The organism is Streptomyces sp. NPDC000151, from assembly GCF_040301705.1.
Lineage (GTDB): Bacteria > Actinomycetota > Actinomycetes > Streptomycetales > Streptomycetaceae > Streptomyces.
Genome location: NZ_JBEPFC010000033.1, coordinates 1 through 14,851, shown reverse-complemented (window position 1 = coordinate 14,851; position 14,851 = coordinate 1). Strand labels below are relative to the sequence as shown.

Sequence of the window (14,851 nt, the reverse complement as noted above, 5' to 3'; positions counted from 1 at the left end):
TATCTCGGCGTATCTCGGGCTTTCCAGAAGGAGTTCACATGCGACGTGGCATAGCGGCCACCGCGCTGGTCGCGGGTCTGGCACTGACGGCGACCGCGTGCGGCGGTGACGGCGGCGGGAGCGACCAGAAGAGCGGCGGCAAACTGTCGGGCACCGTCACCTTCTGGGACACCTCGAACGACGCCGAGAAGGCGACGTACAAGAAGCTCGCCGAGGGCTTCGAGCGCGAGCACCCCGGCGTCGACGTCAAGTACGTGAACGTCCCCTTCGGCGAGGCCAACGCCAAGTTCAAGAACGCGGCCGGCGGCAACTCCGGGGCCCCGGACGTGATGCGGACCGAGGTCGCCTGGGTCGCGGACTTCGCCAACCTCGGCTACCTGGCGCCGCTGGACAACACCCCCGCGCTGGACAAGAACGAGGACTTCCTGGAGCAGGCGGCCGGCAGCACCCGCTTCAAGGCCAAGACCTATGCCGCGCCGCAGGTCATCGACACCCTCGGGCTCTTCTACAACAAGAAGCTGCTGAAGGAGGCGGGCGTCGGGGTCCCCAAGACCTTCGAGGAACTGCAGGCCGCGGCCAAGAAGATCAAGAGCAAGACCGGCGCCACCGCGCTCTACCTGCGCGGCGACGACCCGTACTGGTTCCTGCCCTACCTCTACGGCGAGGGCGGCGACATGGTCGACGACAAGACCAAGAAGGTCGCCATCGACGACCCGGCCGGCGTCCGGGCGTTCAAGACGATCAAGGACCTGGTGGACTCCAAGGCCGCCGTCACCGACGCCACCGACGGCCAGGAGAACCAGCTCAAGGCCCTCAAGGACGGCGACGTCGCGATGGCGATCGACGGGCCCTGGGACATCGAGGGCGCGCTGGCCGGCAAGGAGTTCAAGGACCGCGGCAACCTCGGCGTCGCGCCCGTCCCCGGCGGCAGCAAGGCCCAGGGCTCCCCGCAGGGCGGCTGGAACCTCTCCGTCTACGCCGGGTCCAAGAACCTCGACGCCTCTTATGAGTTCGTGAAGTACATGAGCTCCGCCAAGGTCCAGCAGCAGACCACCGAGAAGCTGAGCCTGCTGCCGACCCGTAAGTCCGTCTACGCCGTGCCGTCCGTCAAGGACAACACGATGGTGAAGTTCTTCCGGCCGGCGGTCGAGAAGGCCGTCGAGCGCCCCTGGATCGCCGAGGGCAACTCGCTCTTCGAGCCCGTCAAGGTCCAGATGAACAAGGTCCTCACCGGCGGCGCCACCCCGGAGCAGGCCGCCAAGAACACCGGTGACGCCTACCGGAAGCTGCTCAAGGACTACAAGTGACGGTACTCGCCCCCACGAAGCCGTCCGGCAAGGCGGCGCGCACCGCGCCGCCCGGCCGCGTCCGCCGGGCCCTGAGCACCCACTGGTACGCCTGGACCATGGTCGCCCCGGTGGTGCTCGTCCTCACGGTCATCATCGGCTACCCGCTGGTCCGCGGCCTGTATCTCTCGCTCACCGACGCCACCGAGGCCAACGTCGCCCGGGACATCGGCATGAACCACATCCCGGCGACGTACAAGTTCACCGGCCTGGCGAACTACCAGGCCGTGCTGAGCGACAGCGTCTTCTGGAGCCGGCTGGGCTGGACCGTGGTGTGGACCGTCGCCTGCGTCGGGCTCACCTTCACCCTCGGCCTGGTCCTCGCCAACCTCCTCAACCGGAAGCTGAAGGGCCGCACCTTCTACCGGCTCGCGCTGATCCTGCCCTGGGCGATCCCGGCCTTCATCTCCGTCTTCACCTGGCGGATGCTCTACAACGAGAAGAACGGCCTCCTCAACAAGCTCCTCCAGGGCGGCGGCATCGACGCGGTCCCCTGGCTCAACGACCCGACCTGGGCGAAGCTCTCCGTCATCGCCGTCAACGTCTGGCTCGGCGTGCCCTTCATGCTCGTCGCGCTGCTCGGCGGGCTCCAGTCCATCCCCGGCGAGCTGTACGAGGCCGCCGAGATGGACGGCGCGAGCGCCTGGCAGCGGTTCCGCAACATCACCGTGCCGTCCCTGCGCTCCGTCTCCAGCACGGTGATCCTGCTCAGCACGATCTGGACCTTCAACATGTTCCCGGTGATCTTCCTGCTGACGCGGGGCGGGCCCGGCGACGCCACCGAGATCCTCGTGACGTACGCCTACCGGCTCTCCTTCGTCGACAGCCCGCGCAACTTCTCGGAGTCGGCCGCCTGGGGCGTGCTGATCCTGCTGCTGCTCTCGGCCGTCGCGATCGTCTACCGGCGCGCGCTGCGCAAGCAGGGAGAGGTGTGGTGACCATGCGCGACAGGAAGAGAAGCCCGCTGGCCTCCACGGGCCTGCACGCCACCTTGCTCGTCGCCGCCGCCGTCGCGGTCTTCCCGCCGCTGTGGCTGCTGGTGACGTCCTTCAAGCCGAAGGACGACGCCTTCACGACCGAGCCGGTCACCCACTTCACGCTCGCCAACTACACCCATGTACTGGCCGACACCTCGTTCCTGACCTGGTTCTGGAACTCCACGCTGATCGTCGGCGTGACCACCGTCCTCGGCGTCTTCCTCGCCGCCACCACGGGCTACGCCGTCAGCCGCTTCCGCTTCCCCGGGATGCGCCCGCTGATGTGGCTGCTGCTGATCACGCAGATGTTCCCGGTGGCCGTGCTGATCGTGCCGCTGTACAACCTGATGGCGAGCCTGGGGCTGCTCAACCAGCCGGCAGGGCTTGTCATCACGTACCTCACCATCGCCGTGCCGTTCTGCGCCTGGATGATGAAGGGGTTCTTCGACACCATCCCGGTGGAGATCGACGAGTCGGGCCGGGTCGACGGGCTCAACCCCTTCGGCACCTTCTGGCGGCTCGTACTGCCGCTGGCCCGGCCGGGCCTCGCCGTCACCGGCTTCTACACCTTCGTCACGGCCTGGGCCGAGGTCGCCTACGCGTCGGCCTTCATGACCGGCGAGGAGAACCTCACCCTCGCGGGCGGCCTGCAGACCTTCGTCAGCCAGTACAACAACGACTGGGGGTCGATGACCGCCGCCGCCGTGATCGTCGCGGTGCCCGCAGCCCTCGTCTTCGCCTTCGCCCAACGCCACCTCGTCTCCGGCCTGACCGCCGGCACGACCAAGGGATGACATGACACAGCAGCACGCCGTCACTCCTGCCACTCCTGGCACCCCTGCCACCGGCTGGTGGCGCGACGCGGTGATCTACCAGGTCTACCCGCGCAGCTTCGCCGACGGCAACGGCGACGGCATGGGCGACCTGGCAGGCATCCGCGGCCGCCTGCCGTACTTGAAGGAGCTGGGCGTCGACGCCGTCTGGCTCAGCCCCTTCTACGCCTCGCCGCAGGCCGACGCCGGCTACGACGTCGCCGACTACCGCGCCATCGACCCGATGTTCGGCACCCTCGACGACGCCGAGGCCGTGATCCGCGAAGCGCACCGCCTGGCCCTGCGCGTCATCGTCGACATCGTCCCCAACCACTGCTCCGACCAGCATGAATGGTTCCGCCGCGCGGTGGCCGAAGGCCCCGGCTCGACGCTCCGGGACCGCTTCCACTTCCGCAAGGGCCGCGGCGAGAACGGCGAGCAGCCGCCCAACGACTGGGAGTCCATCTTCGGCGGCCCCGCCTGGACCCGGCTCCCGGACGGCGAGTGGTACCTCCACCTCTTCGCCCCCGAGCAGCCGGACTTCGACTGGGACCACCCCGCCGTCCGCGACGAGTTCCGCTCCATCCTGCGCTTCTGGCTGGACCTGGGCGTCGACGGCTTCCGCGTCGACGTCGCGCACGGCCTGGTCAAGGCGGCCGGGCTGCCCGACATGGGCCACGGCGAACAGCTCAGGCTGCTCGGCAACCAGGTGCTGCCCTTCTTCGACCAGGACGGCGTGCACGAGATCTACCGCTCCTGGCGGCAGGTCCTGGAGGAGTACGCGGGGGAACGGATCGCGGTCGCCGAGGCGTGGACGCCCAGCGCCGACCGCACGGCCCTGTACCTGCGCCCCGACGAGCTGCACCAGGCGTTCAACTTCCACTACCTCAACACGGGGTGGGACGCGGCCGCCCTGCGCGAGGCCATCGACTCCTCGCTGGACGCCATGCGCCCGGTCGGCGCGCCGACCACCTGGGTGCTCTCCAACCACGACGTCGTACGCCACCGCACCCGGCTCGGCGGTGGCCTGCGGCGCGCCCGTGCCGCGGCCCTGCTGATGCTCGCGCTGCCCGGCTCCGCGTACGTCTACCAGGGCGAGGAGCTGGGGCTGCCGGAGGTCACCGAGCTGCCCGACGAGGTCCGCCAGGACCCCTCCTTCTTCAAGGAGAACGGGCAGGACGGGCTGCGGGACGGCTGCCGGGTGCCGCTCCCGTGGTCCGGTACGGAAGCGCCGTACGGCTTCGGGACCGGCGGCAGCTGGCTGCCGCAGCCGGCGGAGTGGGCGTCCCTGAGCGTCGCGGCGCAGACCGGGGACCCGGACTCCACGCTGGAGCTGTACCGCACCGCGCTCGCCGTGCGCCGGGAGCACCCCGCGCTCGGCGCGGGCGACGCGGTCGAGTGGCGGCCGGCGCCCGAGGGCGTGCTGCACTTCCGCCGCCCCGGCGGCTTCACCTGCGCGGTGAACACCACGGAAAAGGCCGTGCGGGTGGCCGTTCCCGGACGGCCGCTGCTGTCCAGCGGCGCGCTGCCGCAGGAGATCCCCGGCCGTACCGGCGCCTACGAGCTGGCCGCCGACACGGCCGTGTGGTGGACCGAGTGACGCTGCCCCCCAGGCTCGCCGACATCGCCGCGCAGGCCGATGTCAGCGAGGCGACCGTCAGCCGGGTGCTCAACGGGCGGACCGGGGTGGCGGGCGCCACCCGGCAGCGGGTGCTGGCCGCACTGGACGTGCTCGGGTACGAGCGTCCGGTGCGGCTGCGGCGGCGCAGCGCGGGCCTGGTCGGGCTGGTCATCCCGGAGCTGACCAACCCGATCTTCCCCGCGTTCGCGCAGATCATCGAGCAGGCGCTGGCCGGGCACGGCTACACGCCCGTGCTCTGCACGCAGATGCCGGGCGGCGCGACGGAGGACGAGCTGGTCGAGCAGTTAGAGGCGCGGGGCGTCACCGGGATCGTGTTCCTCTCGGGGCTGCACGCGGACACCGGCGCGGACCCGTCCCGCTACACCCGCCTCACCGCGCGCGGTGTGCCGTACGTCCTGATCAACGGCTACAACGCGGACGTCCACGCGTCGTTCGTCTCGCCCGACGACCACGCGGCGGCCCGGATGGCCGTCACCCACCTCGCCGCGCTGGGGCACACCCGTATCGGGCTGGCCGTCGGCCCGTCCCGGTACGTGCCGTCCCGGCGCAAGGCGGAGGGGTTCACCGCGGTCATGGAGGAGCTGTTCGGCCTGCCACGGGGGGAGGCCCAACAGCTCGTCCAGCACACGCTGTTCAGCGTCGAGGGCGGGCACGCGGCGGCCGCCGCGCTGCTGGACGCGGGCTGTACGGGCGTGGTGTGCGGCAGCGACCTGATGGCGCTGGGCGTCGTGCGGGCCGCCCGGCAGCGCGGCCTCGCCGTGCCGGGACAGCTGTCGGTGGTCGGCTTCGACGACTCGCAGCTGATCGCGTTCGCCGACCCGCCGCTGACGACCGTCCGGCAGCCCGTGCAGGCGATGGCGACCGCGGCGGTCGGCGCGCTGATCGAGGAGATCCAGGGAAACCCCGTACAGCGCACGGAGTTCGTCTTCCAGCCGGAGCTGGTGGTGCGGGGGTCGACGGGGCCGGTCCCGGGGGGACCGGTCCGGCCGGCCGGGCGCGTGGGACCCGCGTGACGCCGGGTCCCCGGCCGGCCGGACCGGGGTGCTGCACGCTGAAGTTAACACCGTTGCAATGTCTTGCGTAAGGTCTTGCAACAACGGATTACGGCGGATACAACAGCAACAGCCTTACGGGAATGGCGCGTTGCCGGGCAAGGCTTCGATCTCCCCCTCAGGAGGAACCATGCCCCACCGCAGAACCCTGGTTCGCTCTGCCGCGGCGGCCGCCCTGGCACTCGCCTCGGTGGCCGCCGGCGCGCCCGCCGAGGCCGCGCCGCCCGGCACCAAGGACGTCACCGCCGAACTCTTCGAGTGGCGCTACGACTCGGTCGCCCGGGAGTGCAAGGACGCTCTCGGCCCGGCCGGCTACGGCTACGTCGAGGTCTCCCCGGCCACCGAGCACATCCAGGGCGGCCAGTGGTGGACCTCGTACCAGCCCGTCAGCTACCGGATCGCCGGCCGGCTCGGCGACCGCACGGCCTTCAAGAACATGATCGACGCCTGCCACACGGCCGGTGTGAAGGTGGTCGCGGACGCCGTCGTCAACCACATGTCGGCCGGGTCCGGCACCGGCACCGGCGGCTCCTCGTACAGCAAGTACACCTACCCCGGCATTTACCAGCCGCAGGACATGGACGACTGCACCGCCCAGGTCGGCAACTACCAGGACCGCTGGAACGTGCAGCACTGCGAGCTGGTGGGCCTGGCCGACCTGGACACCGGCGAGCCGTACGTCCGCACCCGCCTCGCGCAGTACCTCAACGACCTGCTCTCGCTCGGCGTGGACGGCCTCCGCATCGACGCCGCCAAGCACATACCGGCCGAGGACCTGGCCGCGATCAAAGGGCAGTTGAGCAATCCCGGCGTGTACTGGAAGCAGGAGGCCATCTACGGCGAGGGCGAGGCCGTCTCGCCGAGCGAGTACCTCGGCAACGGGGACGTGCAGGAGTTCCGCTACGGCCGCGACCTCAAGCGGGTCTTCCAGAACGAGAAGCTCGCGTACCTGAAGAACTTCGGCGAGGGCTGGGGATACATGGCGAGCGCCAAGTCCGGCGTCTTCGTCGACAACTGGGACACCGAGCGCAACGGCTCCACGCTCAGCTACAAGAACGGCGCGGACTACACCCTCGCCAACGTCTTCATGCTGGCCTGGCCGTACGGCTCCCCGGACGTGCACTCCGGCTACGAGTTCACCGACAACGACGCGGGCCCGCCCAACGGCGGCACGGTGAACGCCTGCTGGCAGGACGGCTGGAAGTGCCAGCACAAGTGGCCCGAGATCAAGGCCATGGTGGCCTTGCGCAACACCGCACGCGGCGCCGCCGTCACCGACTGGTGGGACAACGGCAACGACGCCATCGCCTTCGGGCGCGGCGACAAAGCGTACGTCGCGCTCAACCACGAGGGGGCAGCGCTGAGCCGTACGTTCCAGACCTCGCTGCCCGCCGGGAACTACTGCGACGTGCAGAGCGGGCGGACCGTCACGGTCGACGGCGCGGGCCGCTTCACCGCCACGCTCGCTCCGAACACCGCCCTCGCCCTGCACGCCGGCGCCCGCACCTGTGGCTGATCCCCTGAAGGAGAGCACCTCCGTGACCGGCACCCTCCGCCGAACCGTCACCGCGCTCGCCGCGGCGCTCTGCGCCGCGGCGGCCGCCGCCCTGCCCGGCGCCGCCCCCGCGAGCGCGGCCCCGCCGCCCTACCCCGCCAAGGCCGAGGCCCAGTGGATCGACCGGGACACCGTCGTCTGGAAGGGCGCGCCCGACCCGGCCGGCGGCACCCTCCAGCTCGAATCCGGCCCCGACGGCGACCGGCGGCTGCGGCTCGCCCCCGGCGCCCTCACCCCCGACGAGCGCGCCAAGTACCCGCATCTGACGGGCTTTCCGGCCTTCACCGTCGACCCGCGCGACCGCGCCGAAGCCGCCACCGCGCTGCGCGACCGCCTCGTCGCCACCCGCCGGGCCGCCGACGGCACCCTGCGTGAGGCCACCGGCGTGCAGATCCCCGGCGTCCTGGACGACCTGTACGGCACGGCCGCGGCGGACGCCCGGCTCGGCCCGGTCTTCGACCGCGGCCGTCCCACCCTCTCCGTCTGGGCACCCACCGCGCGCACCGTCGCCCTCGAACTGGACGGCCGTACGGTCCCGATGACGCGCGACGACCGGACCGGCGTATGGAGCGTGCGCGGCGAGCGCGGCTGGACCGGCAAGCCGTACCGCTACGCCGTCACCGTCTTCGCGCCCGCCGCCGGGCAGACCGTCACCAACAAGGTCACCGACCCCTACGCCACCGGCCTCACCGCCGACTCCGAGCGCAGCCTCGTCACCGACCTCGCCGACCCGCGGCTGGCCCCCGAGGGCTGGGACCGGCTGAAGAAGCCGGCCGCGGTGCCGCTGCGCTCGTACGCCCGCGTCCAGGAACTGCACATCCGCGACTTCTCGATCGCGGACCGCACCTCGAAGCACCCCGGGCAGTACCTCGCCTTCACCGACCGCTCCTCCGACGGCATGAAGCACCTGCGCGCCCTCGCCCGCGCCGGCACCACCCACGTCCATCTGCTGCCCGCCTTCGACTTCGGATCCGTCCCCGAGCGCCGCGACCGGCAGGCCGCGCCGGACTGTGACCTCGCGTCCTACCCGCCGGACTCCGAGAAACAGCAGGAGTGCGTCGGAAAGACCTCCGCGAAGGACGCGTACAACTGGGGATACGACCCGCTGCACTACACCGTCCCCGAGGGCTCCTACGCCTCCGACCCCGACGGCACGGCACGCACCGTGGAATTCCGCCGCATGGTGCAGGGCCTGAACGGCGCCGGGCTGCGCACCGTCATGGACGTCGTCTACAACCACACCCTCGCGAGCGGCCAGGACCCCCGGTCCGTACTGGACCGCATCGTCCCCGGCTACTACCACCGGCTGCTGGACGACGGCACCGTCGCCACCTCCACCTGCTGCGCCAACACCGCGCCCGAGCACACCATGATGGGCAAGCTCGTCGTCGACTCGCTCGTCACCTGGGCGAAGCGGTACAAGGTCGACGGCTTCCGGTTCGACCTGATGGGGCATCACCCCAAGGCCAACATCCTCGCCGTGCGCAAGGCCCTGGACGGCCTCACCGTGCGCAAGGACGGCGTGGACGGCAAGGCGATCGTCCTCTACGGCGAGGGCTGGAACTTCGGCGAGGTCGCCGACGACGCCCGCTTCGTGCAGGCGACGCAGAAGAACATGGCCGGGACCGGCATCGCCACCTTCGACGACCGCACGCGCGACGCGGTGCGCGGCGGCGGCCCCTTCGACGGCGACCCGCGCGTCCAGGGCTTCGCCTCCGGCCTGTTCACCGACCCCAACCCCTCGCCCGCCAACGGCACCCGCGAGGAACAGCGCGCCCGGCTGCTGCACTACCAGGACCTCATCAAGGTCGGCCTGACCGGCGGCCTCGCCGACTACACCTTCACCGACAGCGCGGGCCGCCACGTCACGGGCTCCCAGGTCGACTACAACGGCGCGCCCGCCGGATACGCGGCGGCGCCCGGCGACGCGCTGGCCTACGCCGACGCGCATGACAACGAAACCCTCTACGACACGCTCGCCTACAAGCTCCCGCAGGGTACGAAGCCCGCCGACCGGGCCCGTATGCAGGTCCTCGCGCTGGCCACCGCCACCCTCTCGCAGGGCCCGGCGCTCTCCCAGGCCGGCACCGACCTGCTGCGCTCCAAGTCGCTGGACCGCAACTCCTTCGACAGCGGCGACTGGTTCAACGCGCTGCACTGGAACTGCGCCGACGGCAACGGCTTCGGGCGCGGCCTGCCGCCCGCCGCCGACAACAAGGACAAGTGGCCGTACGCGCGTCCGCTGCTCGCCGACCCCGCGCTGCGCCCCGGCTGCGACGAGATCACCGGCACCTCGGCCGCGTACCGGGACCTCACCCGCATCCGCGCCACCGAGCCGGACTTCGGCCTGGCCACCAGGGCGCAGGTGCAGCGGGCGCTGTCCTTCCCGCTGTCGGGTCGGGACGAGACGCCCGGCGTGATCACCATGCGCCTCGGCCGGCTGGTCGTGGTCCTCAACGCCACGCCGGACCGGCAGGCGCAGACCGTACGGGACGCGGCCGGGCAGCCGTACGCGCTCCATCCGGTCCAGGCCCGGGGCGCCGACCCGGTCGTACGGACCTCGTCCTACGAGAAGGGCGCCGGCACCTTCACCGTCCCGGGCCGTACGGTCGCGGTCTTCACCCGCGGCTGACCCGGCGGCCGCCCGGCCCTCAGGCCGGCTCGCCCGTCCGTTCCCCCGGCTCGCACACCGCGGGAACGGACGGCAGCAGGGCCTGGACGCCCGGCTGACACAGCATCAGCGCCAGGTCGTCCCGGAGCGGCGCCGTCGTGTGCGCCATGAGCAGGGCGTGCAGCGCTTCCACCGCGTCGTCCAGCGTGGGACGGGTCAGCGCCTCGTGGACCCGCTCGTCCATCGGAAAGGGGTCGCCGCCCGGGTCCAGCGCCTCGATGAGCCCGTCGGTGTAGAGCAGCAGCCGCTCGTTGGCGGCCAGCCGGACGCGCTGCGGGAACGGGGTCGGCTGCAGGCCGAGCGGCAGTCCCGGCTCGTCGGGGGCCAGCGGCTCCAGCCGTTCGCCGATCCGCAGCGGGGCCGGGTGGCCGCAGTTGACCAGCCGCACCTCGCCCGGCGCGAACTCGGCCAGCACGGCCGTGACGAACCCCTCGGCGTCCAGCTCGGGCGCGAGCCGGGCGTCCAGCGTCCTGGCCAGCTGGACGAGGTCGGGCATGGTGAAGGCGTGGTCGCGGAAGCAGCCGATCGTGAGCGTCGCGAGCCGCGCCGCCTCCAGGTCGTGGCCGCGCACGTCACCGATCAGCACCCGCAGGCCGAACGGGGAGTTCGCCACGTTGAGCAGGTCGCCGCCGATGGCGGCATCCGCCGCGGCGGGGCGGTAGCGGCCGGCGAGGCCGACGCCGCCCAGTTCGGCGGAGAGGGGCTGCAGGAGCGCCTGCTGGGCCGTGTACGCGACCGCGGCCAGCGCGGCGCCGCGCGCGTCGTGGGCGTGGGGCGCCGGAGGCGGCGTGCGCAATCGGCGCACCGTGAGCGCGCCGCAGGCCAGGCCGGTGAGGAAGCCGCAGCCGTACCCGAGCAGCGCGCCGATGAACTCCATTGCGGTCAACCCACGTCCCTCCCACGCCCGGCGGTGGGACGGCCACTCTGGCACCGCCGCGGAACCGCACGGAAGCGGATGCCAGAAGCTGGTGGCAGGCGATCGTGCAGCGACGGGAAGTGTCGGGTGGTGACGCGAAAACGGTCGTCAACGGAGCCCGGTGGTCACGCGTCGCCCGGTACCAGCGCGAACAGGCGGGCCGCCAGCTCCGCGAACGGGCCGTCGATCGGCTCGGCGGCGAGGATCGTGCGCAGCGTGTCCGCCGTCTCCTCGTCGTACGCGGCGCTCACCGCGGCCAGCGCGGCGAAGTCGTGCACCAGCTGCCGCTCCAGCTCGGCGCGCGGGATGCGCTTGCCGTCCAGCCACTGCAGCGCGGTGGACTCCGCGAGCGAGATCCAGGAGCGGATCACCAGCTCCATGCGCGGGGCCGGGGAGTCCAGGCCGAGATGGGCGACGATCTGCTCGTACGCGGACTGCCGCACGCCGTTGATCATCGCGCTGGTGCGGCTGGACCCGACCGCCGGGCCGCCGCGCATCAGCGCCGAGAAGCCGGGGCCGTGCTCGTCGACGAAGTCGAAGAAGCGGCCCATGACCCGCAGCAGGCGGGAGCCCAGCGGCCCTTCGCGCGGCTCGACGAAGCGCGCGGCGAGCTCGTCGGCGGCCCGGCCGAGCGCCGCTTCGTACAGGCTCTGTTTCCCGGGGAAGTAGTGGTAGACCAGCGGCCGCGAGATGCCCGCGGCCTCGGCTATCTCATCGATGGAGACGTCCTCCGGGGCACGGTGGCTGAACAGGCCCAGAGCCACGGAGATCAGTTGGTCACGGCGTTCCTCGACGCCCATCCTGCGGCGCACCCCGGTCGTCATGCGAACACCCTAACGACCGGGGTACGGCAGCGGTATGCCACCGCCACCGGGCCCGCACCGCTTCGGCCCCGGAGCCGGTGTCCGGGGGCACGGCCTCCTACAGATCCAGCACCAGCCGCTCCCCGTGGCAGCGCGAGACGCAGATCAGCATCTGGTCGTGGCGCTCGGCGTCGGTCAGCAGCTCGTCGCGGTGGTCGATGTCGCCCTCGACCACGTTCTGCAGGCAGGTGCCGCAGAAGCCCTGCTCACAGCTGTACGGGAGGTTCGGCAGCGCCTGCTCGCGGATGGCCCGCAGGATGCTCTGGTCCGCCGCGACCGCGACCGTGCTGCCCGTGCGCCGCAGCTCCACCTCGAAGGCGCCGCCCGCCGTGCCGGCCGCCGGCGCGAACGCCTCGGTGTGCAGTTCCAGCCCTTCCGGAAGCAGCTCGGCGACCGCGTCCATCAGGGGCTGCGGGCCGCAGCAGTACACGGCGGAGTGCGGCGGCGCGTCGGCGAGCGCGGCGGCCAGGTCCGGCTGCCCGTCCTCGTCCTCGGCGACGACCGTCACCCGGTCCCCGCCGGCCCCCGCCAGCTTCTCGATCTCGGCCAGGAACGGCATCGACGCGCGCGACCGCCCGCCGTACAGCAGCCGCCACGGCACGCCCTCGCGCTCGGCCTGGCGGACCATCGGCAGGATCGGCGTGATCCCGATGCCGCCCGCGACGAAGAGGTACGCGTGGCACTCCTCCAACCGGAAGCGGTTGCGCGGCCCGCGCACCTCCACGACCGTGCCCTCCTGGAGCTGCTCGTGCACCTCGCGCGAGCCGCCCCGGCCGTCCTCGATGAGCCGGGTGGCGATGGTGTACGTACCGCCGTCGGCGACGTCACCGCAGAGCGAGTACTGGCGCACCGCACCCGAGGGCAGCACGAGATCGATGTGCGCGCCCGGCTCCCAGCCCGGCAGGCCCTCGCCCTCCAGGCGCAGCCGGACGACGCCCTCGGCCTCCTCGGCGCGCTCGATGACCAGCAGTTCGCGGCGGCCGGGGCGCCCGGTGCCCGATATCGGCTCCTCCAGGGCGGGCATCGGCCACAGCGGGGACTTCTCGACCCGGCGGCGCAGGGCGCGGCCGACGAGGAGGGCCGCGCCGGTGGCGACCACGAGGGCGCGGAGACGGCGGGAGCGGAAGATGGCGGTCATGTCAGGCGGCTCCGGGAGAGGTGCGGGACTCTGCCGCGGTCGCGGCGGGGGAGGCGGCGAGGTAGGCGGCGGCCTGCGAGGTGCTGCCGTACTGCGAGGGGTGGTACGTGCGGTGCAGGTACTGCGGGATCGTGCGGGCCACGGCGCCGGTGGTGGGCAGCACGCCCTGCCGCCCGGCCCGGAAGAACTCCTTGAACGACGCCTTGCCGTCCAGCAGGGTCGGGTCGTTCGCCATGAAGAAGCGGACGCCGCGCTGCCACAGGAAGACCAGTGCGGCGAAGGCGGTGGCCCAGGTGCGGGCGCGGCGCCGGTAGCCGCCGTCGAGGTGCATGAAGAGGTCGAAGGCGACCGAGCGGTGCTCGACCTCCTCGGCGCCGTGCCAGCGCAGCAGGTCCAGCATGGTGGCGTCGGCGCCCTTGGCGTCCAGCTCCCCGGCGTTGAGCACCCAGTCCCCGAGGAACGCCGTGTAGTGCTCGATCGCGGCGATCAGCGCGACCCGCTCCAGCAGCCACCAGTGGCGCGCGCGGCCCGGCGGCAGGGTGCGGTCGCCGAGCAGCTTCTCGAAGAACCAGTCGACCTGCGCGGTGTACGGCGTGGGGTCCAGGCCCTGCCGCTTGAGGTGCGGCAGTACGTCGTCGTGCGCCTGGGAGTGCATCGCCTCCTGGCCGATGAACCCGATGACGTCGGCGCGCAGCCGCTCGTCCCGGATGTACGGCAGCACCTGCTTGTAGACGTGCACGAACCAGCGCTCGCCGGCCGGCAGCAGCAGGTGCAGCACGTTGATGGTGTGCGTGGTGGACGGATCGCCGGGGACCCAGTGCAGCGGGGTCTCGGCCCAGTCGAAAGCGACGTTGCGGGCCTTCAGCGGTATGTGTTCGGACGCGACCGGCGCGGGCCGCAACGAGGCCTTGTTAGACATGGCGTCAATGTACTGGGCGGTAAGGACGAGGGACAGACCCTTGCACGAGGTTTTCCCGCTCCATGCCGAAGGGGGTACGAGCGCATGCCCGTACCCCCGTTTCGCGGTCCTCCAGCGCTCAGTGCAGCGCCGTGAGCCGGCCGCCGTCCGGCAGCCGCGCCGTGAGCCGCGCCCGCTCGCCCGCCTCCGCGCGCACCGCCAGCAGCCGCCCCTTCGCGCGGCCGGTCACCCCGCCGCCCGCCGTCACCCGGCGCAGCTCCGCGCTGCCCGCCGCCACCAGCCACCAGTGCCCGGCCGCCGACTTCCACAGCACCCCGGCCAGCGCGTGCGGCGACCGCGGCCCGCAGGCCCGGCCGCCCTCCGCCCGCGCCGCTACCGCACCCGGTGGATACCGCCGCGCCCCCGACCCGCCGCCGTCGCCCGCCACCGGCGCCTGGAACTGCGCCATCGTCCGGCTCCCGGGCCCGCGCCAGGTCTCGGCCCGCGTGCACAGCCACGCCGCCGTCCCGCCGTGCTCGGGCAGCCGCTGGCGCGCGTACTCCCAGGCGTTCACGCTCCGCACGCCCAGCGACCGCACGGCCGCGAGCCGGCAGGCCGTGCGCGCCCAGGCCGTCAGCGCCGCGCCGCCCGCCGGCTCGCCCGCTCGGCCCGGAGCGCCGTACGTCAGCCGGGCCGGGGTCAGCTCGCCCAGGTCGGTGTAGAGGTGCCCGGCCATCCGCAGCGCGGGCCAGCGGGCGCAGGACGCGCCGGGCGCGGGCGCGGGCGCCGGGGCCGTCACGCCGTCCGCCGTGCGGCGCAGCGCGGTCGCCCGCGCCTTCGGGCCGACGGTCAGGTCCGCGAGCGCGACCGCGCGCACCCAAGGGGCCGTCAGGTAGCGGACGTTGCCGTCCGTGCGGCTGACCACCAGCGCCGCCGACCCCGCCGCGTCGGCGCCGTCCGTGCGCGCGAAGTCCAGTGCCG

10 protein-coding genes and 2 pseudogenes are annotated in these 14,851 nt (G+C 72.4%); 7 read left to right on the top strand and 5 right to left on the bottom strand.

All coding sequences use genetic code 11. The annotated features are described in order from the left end of the window. Positions 1–38 precede the first annotated feature (38 nt). The 7 genes and pseudogenes from ABT381_RS12810 to pulA all read left to right on the top strand — a co-directional run bounded on the left by ABT381_RS12810 (position 39) and on the right by pulA (position 10,016). Positions 39–1,307, top strand: coding sequence for an extracellular solute-binding protein (locus ABT381_RS12810; protein ID WP_351592047.1), 1,269 nt, complete (start codon positions 39–41; stop codon positions 1,305–1,307). A gap of 98 nt (positions 1,308–1,405) precedes the next feature. Then, on the top strand, positions 1,406–2,284 hold the full coding sequence (locus ABT381_RS12805; protein WP_351592132.1) for a carbohydrate ABC transporter permease: 879 nt from the start codon (positions 1,406–1,408) through the stop codon (positions 2,282–2,284). A gap of 2 nt (positions 2,285–2,286) precedes the next feature. Beyond that, on the top strand, positions 2,287–3,117 hold the full coding sequence (locus ABT381_RS12800) for a sugar ABC transporter permease (protein ID WP_351592044.1): 831 nt from the start codon (positions 2,287–2,289) through the stop codon (positions 3,115–3,117). Between the two features lies 1 nt (position 3,118). Continuing rightward, entirely contained in the window at positions 3,119–4,735 is a 1,617-nt protein-coding gene (locus ABT381_RS12795; protein WP_351592041.1) for a glycoside hydrolase family 13 protein, read from the top strand. Beyond that, the gene (locus ABT381_RS12790) at positions 4,720–5,790 is read left to right on the top strand and encodes a LacI family DNA-binding transcriptional regulator (protein ID WP_467754823.1); all 1,071 of its coding nucleotides are present in this window, start codon (positions 4,720–4,722) and stop codon (positions 5,788–5,790) included. The genes ABT381_RS12795 and ABT381_RS12790 overlap by 16 nt, the downstream gene beginning before the upstream one ends. Positions 5,791–5,959: 169 nt before the next feature. Continuing rightward, positions 5,960–7,339: pseudogene (locus ABT381_RS12785) on the top strand (alpha-amylase); the annotation flags it as partial. A gap of 28 nt (positions 7,340–7,367) precedes the next feature. Continuing rightward, positions 7,368–10,016, top strand: coding sequence for a pullulanase-type alpha-1,6-glucosidase (gene pulA / locus ABT381_RS12780; RefSeq protein WP_351592032.1), 2,649 nt, complete (start codon positions 7,368–7,370; stop codon positions 10,014–10,016). A 19-nt stretch (positions 10,017–10,035) separates the two neighbouring features. Here pulA and ABT381_RS12775 read toward each other — a convergent pair whose 3' ends face one another. From ABT381_RS12775 to ABT381_RS12755, 5 genes and pseudogenes are all read right to left on the bottom strand, one after another. Next, complete coding sequence (locus ABT381_RS12775; RefSeq protein WP_351592129.1) at positions 10,036–10,932, bottom strand: PP2C family protein-serine/threonine phosphatase; 897 nt, start codon at positions 10,930–10,932, stop codon at positions 10,036–10,038. Positions 10,933–11,096: 164 nt separating this feature from the next. Further along, on the bottom strand, positions 11,097–11,795 hold the full coding sequence (locus tag ABT381_RS12770) for a TetR/AcrR family transcriptional regulator (protein ID WP_351592029.1): 699 nt from the start codon (positions 11,793–11,795) through the stop codon (positions 11,097–11,099). Between the two features lie 97 nt (positions 11,796–11,892). Next, on the bottom strand, positions 11,893–12,972 hold the full coding sequence (locus tag ABT381_RS12765; protein WP_351592026.1) for a PDR/VanB family oxidoreductase: 1,080 nt from the start codon (positions 12,970–12,972) through the stop codon (positions 11,893–11,895). A gap of 1 nt (position 12,973) precedes the next feature. Next, on the bottom strand, positions 12,974–13,891 hold the full coding sequence (locus ABT381_RS12760) for a metal-dependent hydrolase (RefSeq protein WP_351592023.1): 918 nt from the start codon (positions 13,889–13,891) through the stop codon (positions 12,974–12,976). Positions 13,892–14,009: 118 nt separating this feature from the next. Further along, positions 14,010–14,851: pseudogene (locus ABT381_RS12755) on the bottom strand (hypothetical protein); the annotation flags it as partial.